Below are 16,576 nucleotides of genomic sequence, written 5' to 3'. Positions count from 1 at the left end.
AATATTCCAGCTCAGGCGGTGTGTGGTGGATATGTCGAAGACCGGTCAGACCTGAGAAATCAAAGGCCGGCCGACAGGTATCCTGCCAGGAAACTGGCAAGGCAGAGGGCGAACACCAGCCAAAGGTCAATGGGATGTGCCAATGCGCGTTGCAGCTTTCGGAAGACTTCCTGAAGGCCGGTTTTACCCGGTGCGTTGGTTCCGGTGCGCAAGGCGCGTGCAGGCGGCCGGAAGGCATCATGCTCGTCCACGGTTCCCGACACCCCACCTGTTTCAAGGTGCGGATGAGCCTTCGTTTCCGGCGCGACGTGTTTACCGGCCGAGTCCCCGTCTGGTGCATCTTTGGTGGCAAGGTCTGTTGCACAATCCGGAAACGACCCGGCGTGCGCCGGTTGAAACTCCGGCGCGTAGCTGCCTTTGGGAATGGTGATGCGCACCGGGTCGTTTGCACCGGACCCGGCATAGTACTTCTCTAACCTGCGCCGCAGCCGGGCGGCCTCGACACGTACGATAGGGTCCGTCACCGGATTGAAGTCTTCCGGCCGCCCGAGCGCTTCGACCGCGATCGTATAGCCTTTGATCTTTTCCTGTTGTCTGTTCAACGTGGCATGCACGACAAACCCCAGGAAGGCGCGCAGCTGGGGCGCGGACTGGAATTCGGAGCTTTTCAGGGTGTTGATGAGCGCGGCCTTGATCTGCTCCTCGCAGGGAAGTTGCTCCTGCACGGTGTTCGGGGCCGCCGCTTCACCTGACTTGAGAGAAGTTGAGGCCTCGGGTGCGGGGCGGTCCTTGGCAGGCTGGTCTATCTTCGCATCCGGCGCATTGTCGCGCGGTGTCCGATATGTCGTTTGTTCGGCTGCATGCATATCAGCCCCCTGCTAGACCTGTTGACTGATCCGTCGTGAAGTAGCTTCCCTTACGTAAATTTAGACGAAGTACTACCGAATGCAACGGTCAAAAAGTCATGGGGACGTCATTGCCCGGTGCGTCCAGCGGGTGAGTGGGAGACTTGTGGTTGTGAGCTGTTTGAGACACTGTGAACGCTGCGTGAGGAGCGAAAAACGCCGAAATACCGTGACGCATCAACCATAGTCGGGGACAAGTCACGGATTCCATACCGCAAGGCGGTTGTAGATTCGGCCACGCATGGTTCTTAAGGCATGATTAACCAGTAACTTTTGATTCGCGTTGGAACTTTCGAATACCATGGGGCGGACAGGGACCATATTCGTAGCAATTTGCATGGCCGTGATCGCGCTGTCGTCTGCGACAGTTCTGGTCTTCCAGTTCGGACGGCCGTTCGGCGAAGCTGTTTCCCTGTCGCTTGCGCTCATGTGCACCATGATCCTGATCCACCTGCTGATCGGTCGTGCACGCGACCGCGGCGCGGTGAGCGAGGCGGTCGACCGTCTTGAAGAGCGCATGGCGGATCTGGACGAGGATGTCGGCAATCTCGAAGGCAGGCTCACGGGCATGGAACACACCATGCCGCGCCGTACTCGCGCCGAAATCGACCCTCTGTTTGCTGAAGTTGAAGTACTGGGCACCTTGGTCAAGCAGATGGCCGAGGCCATGTCCGACCTTGAAGCGAGGGTCGAGGACCAGCAGGCCATCGCACCGCCACCGCAGATGCCAAGCCTGCCACGTTATCAGCAGCCGCAGGAGACCTACCAGGAAGAACGCCGGTCCACCTATCAGGCACCGCAGAACTGGCCTCCGGTTCAGCAGCCTGCGCAGGCCCCGCAGCGCCAGCAGCACGCCCCGGCGTCCTTTTCTCATGAAACGGACAACGCCATGCAGGAGCCCTATGCGCCAGCGGCTGCACCGCGCCGGGACATGAACGATTTCGATCGACGCTATGGTGTGCACGCGCCGCGTCTGGAGGATAAGCTGGGTCATGTTCCGGTCAAGGAACAGCCGAACCACCAGCAGCAGGATTACGCATTCGAACTGCCGGATGAACCCGACCAGCGCCTTGCCGCACGTACCGCGATGCCGGCCGAAAAGCCGAAGCCGAACATGGCCATGCGCGAACTGATCACGTCGGCACTGAATGCCAACAGGGTGGAGCTCCACCTGCAGCCGATCGTGACACTGCCGCAGCGCCAGGTGAAGTACTATGAAGCCTTCACCCGCCTGCGTGATAACGGTGGCAACCTGATCGAAGCATCGGCCTTCATTCCGGAAGCGGTTCTCTCGGGCCAGATAGCCCGGATCGACAATCTGCTGCTGTTCCGCTCCATCCAGGTCGTGCGCCGCCTGACCTCGCGTAATCGCAATGCCATCCTGTTCTGCAATATCTCGTCGCAGTCGCTGGTTGACGAAACCTTCTTCCCCGGCTTCCTGGAATTCGTGAAGGCGAACCAGGATCTGGCCGATGTGCTTGTGTTCGAATTCTCCCAGGACGATGTCGCCCAGATGGGCGGGATGGAGCTGGAAAGCCTGAGTTCGCTGTTCGAAGCCGGGTTCCGCTTCTCCGTCGACCAGATCGCGGACATGAAGATGGACTTCAACTCCCTGGCGGGCAGGGGTTTCAAATACGGCAAGCTGCACGCCGATTATCTCATCGGGCGCCGCGAAGCCAAACACGGCCACATCCATCCGTCCGATTTCGGCGACCTGCTTCATCGCTATGGCATGCAGTTGATCACTGACCATGTGGAAACGGAATCCCAGGTGCTGGAGTTGCTCGACTACGACGTCAAGCTCGCTCAGGGCAACCTGTTCTCGCCGCCGCGCCCGGTGCGTGCGGAAGTGCTGCAGGGCGCACCTGCTCCCGGCCCGAGACGGTCTGCCGCCGGTTGATCCGCACAAGGCGCTTCCGCGTTTCCGAAACGATAACCTGCTTCGACATTTCAGCCGCCGTGAGCCGGCGGAGCAGCCCATGACAGTGGTCTGCCGCCATATGGCAAAAGCAGGCGGCTTGAGGGCTTTTCCACTCGGCCTTTTTCAAGTGCCGACCTGGATCCTCCTGTGTCACCTCGGACAGGCGGATCGCAATGCCTGTCTCGAATGCACGTTTTCTGCCTTGAAGGCTGGTCCCAGGCTCGAGCAGTGATAGGTCGCACTTCAGTCTGGCAGGCAAAATCAAAAACGCCCCGGTTTGAGCCGGGGCGTTTGTCATTGAGGCAGCGTTGTTGGTGGTTTGGGGTTTACCCCTGCTTCGGGCCGACGGTCACCACTGTCGGAGCCTTGTCGGCCAGCAGGCGCTTGGCCACCCGTTTGACGTCGTCCAGTGAAATAGCCTCGATCTCGCTGTTGCGGCGGTCGAAATAGTCGATCCCCAGTTCCGCATTCTGCAGAGCGACCAACTGCCGGGCAATCTTGCCGGAACTGTCGAAGCGCAGAGGGTAAGAGCCGGTCAGATACTGTTTGGCAGACTGCAATTCGTCTTCGCTCGGTCCGGTCTCGGCCATGCGACTGATCTGTTCCAACATGATCTTTACCGTCTCGTCCGCCCGGTCCGCCTTGGTCGCGGCGTTGGCGATCAGAAGACCCGTGTGTGCGTAAGGAGAAAGAGATGTGCCGGCGCCGTAGGAAAGCCCGCGCTTTTCCCGCACTTCTTCATACATCCAGGAGGTGAAGGTGCCGCCACCCAGAATGTGGTTCATCACAAAGGCGGCCTGATAGTCGGGATCGTCACGTGTCAGTCCGGGAAGACCGAGCAGGATCGTGGTTTGCGGTACCGCCAGCTGCTGGTTTACTCCGGTTCCGAATTCCGGTTCGAAATCGGCAATCTGCACCAGCTGACCTTCCTCCTGCAGAGGTGCGAAGACCTTGTCGAGAATTCCGGCGAGGGTTTCAGCATCGATCGCACCGACGACACCGATGATCAGCCCCTTGCGGGCGAGAAGCTTGCCCTTCTGGTTTGCAAGGTCATCCGCGTTCAGGCCGGCCAGTGTTTCGGCAGTGCCAAGCGTTGGCCGGGCGTAGGGGTGATCACCGAACATAGCTTCGGCAAGGGCTCTTCCGGCAATCGCATCCGGATCGCTTTCGTTGCGTCTCGCCCTTTGCGACAGCTGGGCCTTCATCCGCTCCACCGGGGCTTCGTCGAAGCGCGGCTCGTTCACGGCGAGGGCCAGAAGGTCACTGGCCTCGTCAAGGGTTGGCGTCAGGGTCCGCAAGCTGCCGTAGAACCGGTCCTTGCCGGTGCTGAAGTTGATGCTGATGGCAAGTTCTTCCAGCTTGGCCTGGAAGGTCTCGGAATCCATTTCACCCGCGCCTTCGTCCAGCGTTGCGGCGAGCAGGCGCGTCAGGCCTTCCTTTCCGACAGGGTCCTGCGCGGAGCCGCCGTCGAAGGAAAAATCGAGCGCAATGATAGGCACGGTATGGTCTTCTACCAGCCAGGCTGTGATGCCTTTGGGGCTGGTGACTTCCTGGATCTCGACGGCCTGCGCCAGCCTCATCAGGCCAAGCAGGGTGACAAGCGACAAAGCGAGGGCGGAGACCGGACCGCGCAGGGAGAAGAGGGTGTGTGCCATGATCAGGACTTGTCCTTCGTCTGGGGCGCATCGGATTGGGCGGCATCGGGTACCACGGGCGGTTCCATGCGCAACTCTCCGACCACGGGGAGACCGGCGAGATAGGTGCGGGCCGCATCCAGGACATCTTCAGGGGTGACAGCCTGCACCTGCGAAGGCCAGGTCTGGACGTTTTCGATCGTTTGCCCAGTGGTCAGGGCACCGCCGAAAAGGCGTGCCAGGCCGGATTGGCTGTCCTGGGCGTAGATCGCGCTGGCGACCATGCTGTTTCGGGCGCGTTCGACTTCTTCTTCCGTGACGCCGGTCTCGAGCAGTTTCTGAAGTTCGGTCGCTATCAGCCGTTCCATGTCTTCCAGCGTGTAGCCGGGGCGCGGCACGGCGTAGAGACCGAAGCGGCCGTTATCAAGGGCGCTGCCCTGATAATAGGCGCCGGCGCTGAGGGCGGCTTCCTGGTCGAGAACCAGTGCCTTGTGCAGGCGGCTGGAGGGCCCTTCGCCCAGAATATACGACAGTATGTCCAGCGCCTCGGGCGTGCGACCTTCGCCGGTGGTCTGGCTCGGCACGATCCATATTTGCGACAGGGACTCCTGGCGCACCCGCGGATCGGAAACGGCAATGCGTCTTTCACCCGCAAGCGGCGGCTCGGCCGGCCGGAGGCGTTCTCCAGGCTCTGCGCGCCGGGCAACCTTGCCGTAGGTTTCCTGCGCAAGCTTGCGAACCGCATCAACGTCCACATCACCGGCAATTACCACCACCGCGTTGTTGGGCGTGTAGAACCGGTCGTAGAAGGCGATCGCAGCTTCCTTGTTGAGCGCTTCGATTTCGCTCTGCCAGCCGATGACGGGTGAGCCGTAGGGGTGGTTGACGAAGGTGATGGAATTCAGCGCCTCCTGCAGCCGGGAACCGGGTTCACTGTCGACCCGCATGCGCCGCTCTTCCAGAACCACGTCCCGTTCCGGCGTCACGACTTCGTCGCTCAGAACCAGGTTCTCCATCCGGTCGGCTTCCAGCTTCATCATGAGCGGCAGATGCTGCTTGGCGACCTTCTGGAAATAGGCAGTGTAGTCGGTGCTGGTGAAGGCGTTCTCCTGGCCACCACGATCGGCAACCATCTTGGAGAATTCTCCGTTGGGATGGTCGTGAGTACCCTTGAACATCAAATGTTCGAGAAAATGCGCAACACCAGACTGACCTTCCGGTTCATCGGCGGAACCGACCTTGTACCAGATCATGTGGGTGACAACCGGTGCCCGGCGGTCCGGGATGACCACGACCTGCAAACCGTTATCCAGCGTGAAGCTTTCAAGGTTCGGGGCAATCATCAGGTTTCCTGCCGTTGCCGGCGCGGAAAAGGCACTGCCCGGCACAAGGGCCATGCCGCCGCCCAGCAGGAGCGCAGGCATCAGCACAAGGCCGATGGAGCGCTTCAACCGCCGCACGGGGGACGTCTTGTCGTGCTTCGAGGACGATGGGTTCACGTGCAACTCCCGTTCTTTGTCGTTCGAACAGCATGCGCTTCAACCAGTTGCGGGAAAAGCGCAAAGCCGGGCAATTTCATGGTGGCCAACAAAAAAGACCTCCGGACCTATCCTCCATATAGGAGGTGCGGTCCGGAGGTCCCGTTACAATTTTGTCATCTGTCTTTCGGACCCTGAAGTCCGGTCACTGAAGAGATCAGTTACAGAAGTTCTGGTCGCCTTCCAGGCAGCGCGGATCGAGCGGCTTGGAGTCGTACTCGTCGTAATTCGTCGGCTTGCGCTTTTTCTTCACCACTTCCGGCATCGGTGCATCCGGAGAAGGCGTGCTGTAGCCGGTGGGCGGATCGGTCAGGTAGCGGCGTGCGGACAGGCCGTTCTGCTCGATACCTGCCTGCTGGGACCGCAACTGCTGCAGGCGCTCCCATTCGGCCCGCTGCTCTTCACGTGTCAGCTTGCCGCCTTCGGTGATCTCGTTGAAGCGGCGCTCTGCGTCGAGATCGCGATTCTGACCGGTAACACCGGTAATCTTGAAGCCGCGCATCTGCTCCGGGGTCAGCGCTTCGCTGTTCATGCTGCCGGTCTTGCCGGAGCTGGCATAAAGCTGCTTCAGCTCGGTCAGCTGTTCGTTTTCACGCTGCTTCGGCCAGTTCTGATCGTTCACACCGGCAACATTGGTTTCCGGTTCGGGAAGGTTCGTCGGCTCTGCGGGCATGGCCAGCGGTCCGCGAGGTTTGTACTCGATCTGCTTTTCATTCGGATCGACGGCGCCAAGGCCTTTCATCACGGTGTCGACAAGGGCGACATCCGGTGCCTGGCTCGTGCCATCCGCTGCCTGGCATGCGGCCAAACCGGCCAGAAGCACCAGCACTGCAGAATTCTTTACAAACCCAACTAACGTCCGCACTGCGCAGACCCCTCGATTTCTCATAAAAAACAGCCGGCAGCACTCCGCCCGCGATCAGTCGTTGTCCAGCCTAAACCATTATTTTGCGGCTGAATTAGGACCATCTCGGAAACTGTCATACAGGAGACCGACGACGCCCGCAACGATCCACACATCTGCCAGGTTGAACACGTACCAGGAGAACGTGCCGACGTGGAAATGGACGAAGTCGACGACGGCGCCATAGGTCAGTCTGTCGATCCCGTTTCCGATCGCCCCGCCAATGACCAGCGCCAGGGCAAGGGCCACCAGGCGTGACTGGCATCGCGCCGACCAGACCCACAGGCCAATCGTGACTGTAATCGTCACACCGGCCAGAAGCCAGCGGCCCAGGTCGCTGTTCTGCTGGAACAGGCCATAGGAAATACCCCGGTTCCAGACCAGAACGATCTCGAGAACCGGCAAAAGGTCAACCGGCCCGTTGCGGGCAAGATCAAAGCCGTAAACCAGCCAGAGCTTGCTGCCCTGGTCGATGGCAACACCGACAAGCGCGATCAGAAGCACAAAGGTGCTGAAACGGCCCCAGAGAAGGGGCCGTTTCGTATTGTTGGAAGATGTATCCTGTTGCGTCATCGTGTCCGGAAACCCTGCCGCTCAGGCTGCGGCATGGGCAGCGTCCCATTCACGCAGGGCGGCAGCATCGCGCAGGGTCACATCCGGATAATCCGGATCGGAGCCTACTTCCGGCAGGATCTTCCAGGAACGGGCGCATTTGGTACCCTCGGCAAGGCCGGGCACGACAGCCACACCCTTGGTGTCGCCGAGCGTGAACGCGCCTTCCGGTGCCGGTTCGCTGCTGAGCGTCAACTGGCTGGTGATGGCGATGTCCGCCATGTCCTTGCCCTTGAGCGCGTCCATCAGTTCCGCATCGGTGACATGCACGACCGGGTGAGCTTCCAGCGAGGAACCGATCCGCTTTTCACGACGCTCGATTTCCAGCGCGCCGGTGATCACGCGGCGAACCGTCTTGATCTTCGCCCACTTGGCGGCCAGTGCATCGTCACGCCATTCGGCCGGAACGGTCGGGAACTGCTCCAGGTGAACGCAGGCATCCTCGCCGTAACGGGAGGTCCAGGTTTCGTCCATGGTGAACGGCATCATCGGTGCGAGCCAGGTCACCAGGCAATCGAACAGCTTCTCGATCACGAAAAGCGACGCCTTGCGGCGCACGGACGAAGCCGCATCGCAATAAAGCGCGTCCTTGCGGATGTCGAAATAGAAGGCCGACAGTTCCACCGTCATGAAAGTGAACAGCTGGTGGAAGACCTTCTTGTAGTCGAACTCCCAGTAGGCTTCACGGATCATCTTGTCGAGTTCGACCAGCCTGTGCAGCATCAGCCGCTCCAGCTCAGGCATGTCGGCCAGCGCTACTTCTTCGCCGGTGGCATGGCCAAGCGAGCCCAGCATCCAGCGCAGCGTGTTGCGCAGCTTGCGGTAGCTGTCGACGCTGGTCTTGATGATCTCCGGCCCGAGGCGCTGGTCTTCCCAATAGTCGGTGGAGGCCACCCACAGGCGCAGGATGTCGGCGCCATACTGCTTGATGACGTCCTGCGGGAATACCTGGTTGCCGAGAGACTTCGACATCTTGCGGCCGTCTTCTGCCATGGTGAAGCCATGGGTCAGAACGGCGTCGTAAGGTGCATGACCGCGTGTACCGCAGCTTTCCAGCAGCGAGGAATGGAACCAGCCGCGATGCTGGTCGGAGCCTTCAAGGTAAAGGACATAGTCCTTGCCGCCGTCGGTCTTGCGCTTGGGGGCGAGATCTTCGCGCTGTTCCAGAACGAAGGCATGGGTGGACCCACTGTCGAACCAGACATCCAGGATGTCACGGACCATGTCCCACTCGTCTGCCTTGTAGTCGTTGCCCAGGAAACGCTCCTTGGCGCCGTCCGCAAACCAGGCGTCGGCCCCCTCCGCCACGAAGGCATCGAAGATGCGCTTGTTGACGTTTTCGTCCTTCAGGACTTCAGAGGTTTCCTTGTGGATGAACACGGTGATCGGCACACCCCAGGCGCGCTGGCGCGACAGAACCCAGTCCGGCCGGTTCTCGATCATGGAGCGCAGACGGTTCTGGCCGGCACCCGGCACGAAGCGTGTCTCGTCAATGGCGTTCAGTGCCCGCGCGCGCAGCGTGTCGCCTTCGCCGGACAGCTGCTTGTCCATGTAGACGAACCACTGCGGCGTGTTGCGGAAGATCACCGGCTTCTTGGAACGCCAGGAATGCGGATAGGAATGCTTCAACCGGCCGAGGCCGATCAGGTTGCCGCTTTCCTTCAGCTTTTCGATCACGGCCTTGTTGGCCTTGCCCTTCTCGCCCTTGTGCGTGATGACTTCGCAACCTTCGAAGCCAGGGGCATCCTTGGTGTAGAAGCCGTCATCGGCAACAGTGAAGGGGATCGCGGTGTTGATACCGCGTGCTTCCAGATCGGACCGTTTGGTCATCCAGATTTCAAAGTCGTCCGTGCCGTGGCCGGGTGCCGTGTGCACGAAGCCGGTACCGGCATCGTCGGTGACATGGTCACCGTCCAGCAGCGGCACGTCGAATTCGTAACCGCCGAGATCGAGCCCTGCCAGCGGATGAGCACAGGTCAGTGTTTCCAGCTCGTCGTTGCTGACGGACCGGACACGCGCAAAATCGGTGATACGGGCGTTCTTGAACACTTCGTCGGCAAGGGCATCCGCCAGGATCAGCTTGTCGCCCTTCTGCACCCAGTTGTCGTCCGGCAGTCCGTCCTGCGTAACCTCGTAGAGGCTGTAGTCGATGCGCGAGGAATAGCTGATGGCGCGGTTGCCCGGGATGGTCCAGGGCGTGGTCGTCCAGATCACGACCGAAGCGTCCAGCAATTCCTCGACAGCCGCTTCATCACGTCCGCCGGCACTTTCGACCGGGAACTTCACCCAGATCATGTCGGACTGGTAGTCCTGATACTCGATCTCGGCTTCGGCAAGCGCGGTCTTTTCGACCACCGACCACATCACCGGCTTGGAACCGCGGTAAAGCTGGCCGGAGGTTGCGAACTTCATCAGTTCCCGGGCAATCACGGCTTCGCTCTCGAAGCGCATCGTCAGGTAAGGGTTGTCCCAGTCGCCCTCGATGCCGAGGCGCTTGAACTCCTTGCGCTGGACGTCGATCCAGTGCTCGGCGAATTCGCGGCACTCGCGGCGGAATTCGTTGATCGGCACCTCGTCCTTGTTCTTGCCCTTGGCGCGGTACTGCTCCTCGATCTTCCATTCGATCGGCAGGCCGTGGCAGTCCCAGCCCGGAACGTAGTTGCTCTCGAAGCCCGTCATCTGCATGGAGCGCGTGACGATGTCTTTCAGTGTCTTGTTCAGGGCATGGCCGATATGGATGTTGCCGTTGGCATAGGGAGGTCCGTCATGCAGCACGAACTTGTTGCGGCCCTTGCCCTGTTCGCGCAGCTTTTTGTAGACGTTCATCTGCTCCCAGCGAGCGAGGATTTCCGGCTCTTTCTTGGGAAGGCCGGCGCGCATCGGGAATTCGGTCTGCGGCAGGTTCAGCGTTTCGGAATAGTCGCGTTTATCTGTCTCGGTCATCGTCACGTCGATCCGGTCGTTCGGGCCCTGGGCCCGCGTCATATGTCAGGATGATTGCCGGCCCGTTTCGGGCAGCAACATGAAATCAGGAAGTCCCGGTCCCTGGCGCCGCATTGCCGCGTCAGCCGAAGGCCGGGCAAGTAATTCGCGTAATCGCGATCGTCGGTCTGGCGACGACTATGAGAGCCTTGTGTTGCATGGCAAGGGACATAGCAGCACTTCGGCGATGAATAAAGATGTTCCGGCAAATCCTGTGTTGTTTGTCTGTCCGGCAAACGTACAACTTCCGAAAATCGGCTTCGGGTAACCGAATATGAATGTCTTTCGGTCATGGATAGGCCCGGATTGAGACGGGTGAGCGACGGACAGACCGGCAGAAAATGGCCAATCAGGTGAAACAGGCGGCAAATGGGTCGCAGGCGGGCGTAGACAAGGCAAGTCTCTGGTCTCGCGGTGTCGTGACAGGCGAATGGCTGAGCTGGGACCGGATCGGCTTTGCATGTCTGTGCTCGGCGATCGGTTTCACGCTGGGCCTGTTGTGGATGCTGGTGGTGCCCAACACTTATGGCGCGCCCAACGGCACGTTGCTGATGGATTACCTCAGCTTCTGGATGGCAGGGGGCCAGGCTCTCAACGGAACGCCGGAAGTGGCATACAGTCCCGCTGCGTTTTCCGCCCTCCAACAGCAGTACACCGGATCAGACACCGTCTTCGGTTTCTTCTATCCTCCCACTTTCCAGATGTTGCAGATGCCGTTTGCGCTTCTGCCCTACAAGATTGCGTTTGCCGTCTTTATCGGGATCACCACGGGTCTGTTGTGTCTGGCCTGCCGCCTGATTGCGGGCAACTGGCTGCTGGCCGCCTGTCTGATCCTCGTTCCAGCCTGCGCGAACAACGCCTTCCATGGCCAGAATGCAGCGTTGACCGCAGCGCTCTACGGTTTCTTTCTTGTCGGGATCGAACGGCGGCAGATGGTGTGGGCGGGCATCGCTCTGGGGCTTCTGACCATCAAGCCGCAGTTGGGCATCCTGGTTCCGCTGGCCCTTGTTGCCAGCTTCAATTGGCGGACCTTCCTGAGTGCATCCGTCTCGACGCTGGTGTTCGCTGCGCTCGGCGTTGCGATACTCGGCTTTGGCACCTGGCAGGCCTTCTGGATTCAGGCGCCGGTTGCCTCCGCCATGATGGAGCTGGGCGGCGTTGAATGGGTCAAAATGATTTCGGTTTACGGTGCAGGCAGGGTGCTGGGGCTCGGTCATCTGCCGGCGATGATGGTGCAGGCGGTCTTTGCCCTTGCCGCTGCCGTTTGCGTGTGGCGTGTCTGGCGGCGGACGGACGCCATGTCGGTACGGGCTCCGGTCCTGGTCGGCGGCACCTTGCTGGTCACACCCTTTGCCCTTTCCTACGACCTGACGCTGATCATCATCCCTTGCGCCTTCCTGATCCGCGAGGGCCTCAGAAACGGCTTCTTGCCTTACGAGAAAATAGCGCTCTTCATCATCATCGGCCTGTCTGCATCCACCAGCCCGTTTGCGATCTGGCTCGGCATGCCGATCGCACCCGTCCTGCCGGTGATGCTCGTCTGGCTGGGGCTGCGCAGACTGCAGTTACACGCCGCAAATCCGGAACGAGAGCGCCTCGACGGCGCGGTTGCCGGATCAGTTTGAGGCCGCCTGCCGCAGCTTGCGCTCGCGGTGGGTGATGTAGAGCCCGCTCGAGATGATCAGGGCAATCCCCAGCCAGGTCGGTCCGTCCGGAAAATTGGAAAAGACCAGATACCCGAACAGGGTGGCGCTGACGATTTCGATATATTGCAGCGGTGCCAGCATACTGGCGCTGCCGCGTTGAAACGCGGAAACGACAAGACCGTGGCCGGCGAAGGAAATCAGCCCGATCAAGGCCAGCAAGCCGGACTGGGGTGCGTCCGGCATGACGAATTCCATGCCATGGATCCCGGTCAGATATCCGATCACGAGACCTGTCCCGAGCAACAGTGAACCGGACAGGCCCGCGCTGAACTGGATGGTCAGAAGATCGTCGCGAACGGGGTAGAGCCTGTTGAGCAGCAGGTAGAAGGAAAACAGAACGGCAGTTGCGACCGGCAGCAGGCTGACGAGGCCAATCTCCGCCAGCGTCGGCCGCAGCACGATTATGGCCCCCAGCAGGCCAACGAGAATGGCGCCGATCCGCCGCGGGCCGACCTGTTCCTTCAAAAGCACCGCCGCCAGGATGGTAAGGACCATGGGTTCAACAAAGAAGATCGAGATCGCGGTCGCCACCGACATGTACTTCACAGCAGTGAAGAAACAGAGTGATGCCGTGCCCAGAAGAATGCCGCGCAGGTAGTTCACGACCGGTTGCTTGCCCCTCAGGTGCATGAGGCGGCCGGTAACCAATGCAATGGCAAGGCTGATCAGAAGCTGAAAGAAAAAGCGGCCGAATGTAACTTCAAGCGTCGGCAGCTCCGCGGAGAGATATTTTGCGGTGATATCCATCACCGGCAGCAGCAGCATGGCCGACGTCATCAGGAAAATCGCCATGAGCGGGTTCTGCTCGACATCCCCGGAACGCGAGGAAATGGATTGACGCTTCATCGTGCTGCAACCTCCGGGGCGTCTTCATCACTGAAAACCACACGCGAACAGGGATTTCGCCGGCTTTCCGGCGATGGGCAATCGCTTGGGAGAAGGACCGGCAACAAGGAAAGGGCCGGGCAAAAATCTCTGCGGTCGCTGACCGCAGCAGGATTGCCGATCCATATTCCTTTTGAAGTTGAACGTCTCCCGGAGCAAGCCGGCAAACGCCAAGTTCGTCAGAAAAGAGAAAATATTTTGAAGGCTGCTCAGGCGGAAAGATCGAGCAGTTTCATGTCGAGTTCGGAAAGCGGCTGTAGCGAGCCGAGCGCGGCGCGGGCTTCTTCGCTGTCCCGGTCCATCTGGGCAATCAGTGCCTCGACCGAGTCGAACTTTTCCTCGCCGCGCAGATAGGACACCAGGTGCACGCGCAGCGTCTTGCCGTAGAGATCGCCAGCAAAGTCGAACAGGAACACTTCAAACAGTGCGGCGCCATTGTCGAAGGTCGGGCGGCGACCATAGCTGGCGACGCCGTCATGCCAGGCCCCGTCGACACGGACCTTGACCGCATAGATGCCCTGCTTCAGCGGGCAATCCTCGGTAAGGCTCATGTTGGCGGTCGGATAGCCGAGGTCGCGGCCGCGCTTGTCTCCGTGGCGCACGTCCGCCTCGAAGAACCAGCGGTAGCCAAGGAGACCGTTTGCCTGGGCGATTTCCCCCCGTGAGAGGCTGTCGCGGATGCGGGTGGAAGAAATGACTTCGGCGCCTTCGTCTTCCTCGCGCTGGACGATGGTCACGCCGAAGCCGTGGTCGGCGCCGGCGGAACGCAAATAGTCTGGCGTGCCCTGTCTGGCCCGGCCGAAGTGGAAGTCATAACCGGTGACTGCGTGGGAGATGCCGAGCGTGTCGATGAGAATGTCCTGAACGAAGGCATTCGCTTCGATGCCGGCAAACTCCCGGGTGAAGGGAAGGATGAGCGCGCCGTCGAGACCGCACAGGCGCAGCAGGTCGAGTTTCTGCTGTGGCGGGGTCAGACGGAAAACGGGTTTGGACGGGTTGAAGACCGTGCGCGGATGCGGCTCGAAGCTCATGGCATAGACGGGATGATGCGTGCCGTGGCCAAGACCGAGCGCGGCGTCGAGCACGGCACGGTGGCCCCTGTGAACGCCGTCGAAGTTGCCGATGGCAACGATGCCGCCTTTCAGGTCCGCCGGAAAGGCATCCAGGCTTTCGATGATCGGAAAGCTGGAGGGATCAGTGGAGCTCATGCGGCAAACCTTCGCGCAACGATACGTCACAACGGTCCGGTGTGCCGGCCCGTCCTGCAGGAACACGTCGAACAAGGCGCTCCGGGTGGAGCAGCCCTGCCGACTTTGGCGTGGAACCTGCCGTCAAGCAAAGCAAAGGTCAAGATGGGGATGTGCCGAAGACTTGCCTTTGCGGTCGCTGCCCGTCAAAGACCTGATTGATCTTCGTCCCGGCCGGGAACCTTCACCAGTGCCTCGCCTTCCAGAACCACGGTGTCGTCGACACTGCAGATACAGGAAAGGCGGGCACGGTTGCCGCGCTCCATCAGTTCCTCGACGGTGACAGTCACCTTGACGTCATCGCCGATCCTGACCGGTGCCTTGAAATTGAGCGTCTGCGACAGATAGATCGCGCCGGGGCCGGGAAGGCGGGTGCCGAGCACGGCCGAGATCAGGCTGGCCGTATAGAGGCCATGGGCGATTCTCGTCTTGAAGGGCGTGCGGGCGGCAAAATGTTCGGACAGATGAATCGGGTTCCGGTCGCCGGATACTTCCGCAAAGCCGACCACGTCGGAAGAACTTACATGCTTCACGAGTACTTCGCTCATACCCACGGAAAGATCTTCGAAGCAGAGTTTTTGCAGTTCCAACATTACGGTTTCCGCCCTGATTTGTCTTGATTTGAAGTAGGCGGACGCTAGGCGGTGCAAGGTTTTCTGGCAATTGTGCTTTGGGCGAAGAAAAAAGCGCCTGTTATTAACGGTCTTTTCAGGGGCGGCGGGTAGATTGCGTTGAGTGTGGGGAGGTGAGGACACAATAATGTGTCGCTCTCCTTCGAAGTCATAACGCGTTTCCACCGGCCCACGGCCAGGGGCCGCGCAAATTGACAGTATGGAGTAGACAATGGCCCTTGATCTTCAGATGCCGGTCCTCGTGGTCGATGACTACAAAACGATGATTCGCATCATTCGGAACCTGCTCAAGCAACTCGGTTTCGAAGACATCGACGATGCTGCGGACGGCACCGAAGCTTTGGAAAAAATGAAACAGCGCCGTTATGGCCTGGTGATTTCCGACTGGAACATGGAGCCGATGACCGGATACGAGCTGCTGAAGCAGGTTCGTGCCGACGGCAGCCTCAGCAAGACGCCTTTCATCATGGTGACTGCTGAATCCAAGACGGAAAACGTCATCGCCGCCAAGAAAGCCGGCGTGAACAACTACATCGTGAAGCCTTTCAATGCTCAGACGCTGAAAGGCAAGATCGAGGCGGTCTTCTCCGATTGATTTCTTGCACTTGGCGGGGAGCTGCGTTGGGGCGCACCTCCGCCAGTGCCAGACGGATGTACAGGATCGGCGCGGTCTTGCTGGGCAGGCAGGCCGGGTCAGCTTTGCTGCATCCGAAAAGTTATAGCGGTTCCTGAGAATTCCGGATCCGCGCTTCGGAGGATGCTTTCAAAATGGAAAGGCTCGACCTGGTGGCCAGTATGAAACAGGAAAACATTGCCCGAGTCATAGACTTCCTGCAGGAAAACAAGAACAGGCAAGGTGAAGTTTCCCTGACCGACGTGATGCATCTTGCAGAAGTCATGTCGGGTTCGATGCACGACTTTCTGTCGACCGTACAACCGGCCGTAACGGAAGAACTGACCGTCATCGCCAAGGAAATCAGGCGCATGAAGGAGGAAATCTCCCAACTGCGCGCCAATGACATGACTGGCAGCAAGATCCCGGACGCCGGACGAGAACTGGACGCCATCGTTGAGGCGACGGAAGAAGCCACCAACACCATCATGGAAGCGGCCGAAGAGATCATGGGCGCCGACGCCAGCGACCAGGAAGCCTATCAGGAGCTGGTCAGCAACAAGATGATCAGCATCTTCGAGGCTTGCACCTTCCAGGACATTACCGGCCAGAGAATTTCCAAGGTGGTCGCAACACTGCGTTACATCGACGAGCGTGTGACGTCCTTCATCGAACAACTGCGTATTCCGGAAGATCTCGATGCGACGCTCGTCGAGACAGAGTCGGAGCGCCGCAAGCGCGAGCTGATCCTCCATGGTCCGCAGCATTCAGGCGAAGGTGTTTCGCAGGACGATATCGATGCCCTTCTGGGCGGCGCACAGGCGGATATCGACAAGCTGTTCGACTGATCCGGACTGAAAAAAACAATTTCGAAGGGCTCTCCATTGGAGGGCCCTTTTTGGTTCTGAACTTTCTCTCCTTCGTCATCCCATGGCTTGACCATGGGATCCATGCCGTTTGGTCTCCAGTCGGATTGGCCTTGTTCGGGACAAGGCAA

The 16,576-nt window shown here is 59.9% G+C and carries 13 protein-coding genes; 4 read left to right on the top strand and 9 right to left on the bottom strand.

Going from position 1 to position 16,576, the window contains the following annotated elements; all coding sequences use genetic code 11:
* Positions 1-59 precede the first annotated feature (59 nt).
* Entirely contained in the window at positions 60-866 is an 807-nt protein-coding gene (locus tag ACYQ6M_RS19680; protein WP_460075121.1) for a hypothetical protein, read from the bottom strand.
* A gap of 376 nt (positions 867-1,242) precedes the next feature.
* On the opposite strand from ACYQ6M_RS19680, the gene ACYQ6M_RS19675 reads away from it, so the two are divergent.
* The gene (locus ACYQ6M_RS19675; protein WP_460075119.1) at positions 1,243-2,805 is read left to right on the top strand and encodes an EAL domain-containing protein; all 1,563 of its coding nucleotides are present in this window, start codon (positions 1,243-1,245) and stop codon (positions 2,803-2,805) included.
* A 347-nt stretch (positions 2,806-3,152) separates the two neighbouring features.
* Here ACYQ6M_RS19675 and ACYQ6M_RS19670 read toward each other — a convergent pair whose 3' ends face one another.
* The 5 genes from ACYQ6M_RS19670 to ileS form a co-directional block, all read right to left on the bottom strand.
* Positions 3,153-4,481: a M16 family metallopeptidase gene (locus ACYQ6M_RS19670; protein WP_168686236.1), complete on the bottom strand. Its 1,329-nt coding sequence runs from the start codon at positions 4,479-4,481 to the stop codon at positions 3,153-3,155.
* 2 nt (positions 4,482-4,483) lie between these two features.
* Complete coding sequence (locus ACYQ6M_RS19665) at positions 4,484-5,884, bottom strand: M16 family metallopeptidase (RefSeq protein WP_075284474.1); 1,401 nt, start codon at positions 5,882-5,884, stop codon at positions 4,484-4,486.
* A 271-nt stretch (positions 5,885-6,155) separates the two neighbouring features.
* Positions 6,156-6,863 carry a hypothetical protein gene (locus ACYQ6M_RS19660; protein WP_161633267.1) on the bottom strand — a complete coding sequence of 236 codons (708 nt, stop codon included), beginning with the start codon at positions 6,861-6,863 and terminating at the stop codon, positions 6,156-6,158.
* Between the two features lie 78 nt (positions 6,864-6,941).
* Positions 6,942-7,475 (bottom strand): signal peptidase II, encoded by a 534-nt coding sequence (gene lspA, locus ACYQ6M_RS19655; RefSeq protein ID WP_205838470.1) that lies wholly within the window; start codon positions 7,473-7,475, stop codon positions 6,942-6,944.
* Positions 7,476-7,496: 21 nt separating this feature from the next.
* Positions 7,497-10,457: an isoleucine--tRNA ligase gene (ileS, locus tag ACYQ6M_RS19650; RefSeq protein ID WP_460075117.1), complete on the bottom strand. Its 2,961-nt coding sequence runs from the start codon at positions 10,455-10,457 to the stop codon at positions 7,497-7,499.
* Positions 10,458-10,837: 380 nt separating this feature from the next.
* Between ileS and ACYQ6M_RS19645 the strand changes: the two genes are divergently transcribed.
* Complete coding sequence (locus ACYQ6M_RS19645; protein WP_460075115.1) at positions 10,838-12,121, top strand: glycosyltransferase family 87 protein; 1,284 nt, start codon at positions 10,838-10,840, stop codon at positions 12,119-12,121.
* Here the strand turns inward: ACYQ6M_RS19645 and ACYQ6M_RS19640 are convergent.
* The 3 genes from ACYQ6M_RS19640 to ACYQ6M_RS19630 all read right to left on the bottom strand — a co-directional run bounded on the left by ACYQ6M_RS19640 (position 12,113) and on the right by ACYQ6M_RS19630 (position 14,927).
* A complete protein-coding gene (locus tag ACYQ6M_RS19640; RefSeq protein WP_460075113.1) occupies positions 12,113-13,048 on the bottom strand; it encodes a DMT family transporter in 936 nt (311 codons plus the stop codon). The genes ACYQ6M_RS19645 and ACYQ6M_RS19640 overlap by 9 nt on opposite strands.
* A gap of 248 nt (positions 13,049-13,296) precedes the next feature.
* Positions 13,297-14,295, bottom strand: coding sequence for a bifunctional riboflavin kinase/FAD synthetase (locus ACYQ6M_RS19635; RefSeq protein WP_055657777.1), 999 nt, complete (start codon positions 14,293-14,295; stop codon positions 13,297-13,299).
* Positions 14,296-14,480: 185 nt separating this feature from the next.
* Positions 14,481-14,927, bottom strand: a complete 447-nt coding sequence (locus tag ACYQ6M_RS19630; protein ID WP_023002057.1) for a MaoC family dehydratase — start codon at positions 14,925-14,927, stop codon at positions 14,481-14,483.
* Between the two features lie 250 nt (positions 14,928-15,177).
* On the opposite strand from ACYQ6M_RS19630, the gene ACYQ6M_RS19625 reads away from it, so the two are divergent.
* Positions 15,178-15,561 (top strand): response regulator, encoded by a 384-nt coding sequence (locus tag ACYQ6M_RS19625; protein WP_006935666.1) that lies wholly within the window; start codon positions 15,178-15,180, stop codon positions 15,559-15,561.
* Between the two features lie 173 nt (positions 15,562-15,734).
* Positions 15,735-16,427, top strand: a complete 693-nt coding sequence (locus tag ACYQ6M_RS19620) for a protein phosphatase CheZ (protein ID WP_023002056.1) — start codon at positions 15,735-15,737, stop codon at positions 16,425-16,427.
* The last annotated feature ends 149 nt before the right edge of the window (positions 16,428-16,576 follow it).

It is taken from the genome of Roseibium sp. ROS1 (assembly GCF_054658215.1).
This window is presented reverse-complemented; position numbering and strand designations above follow the sequence as displayed.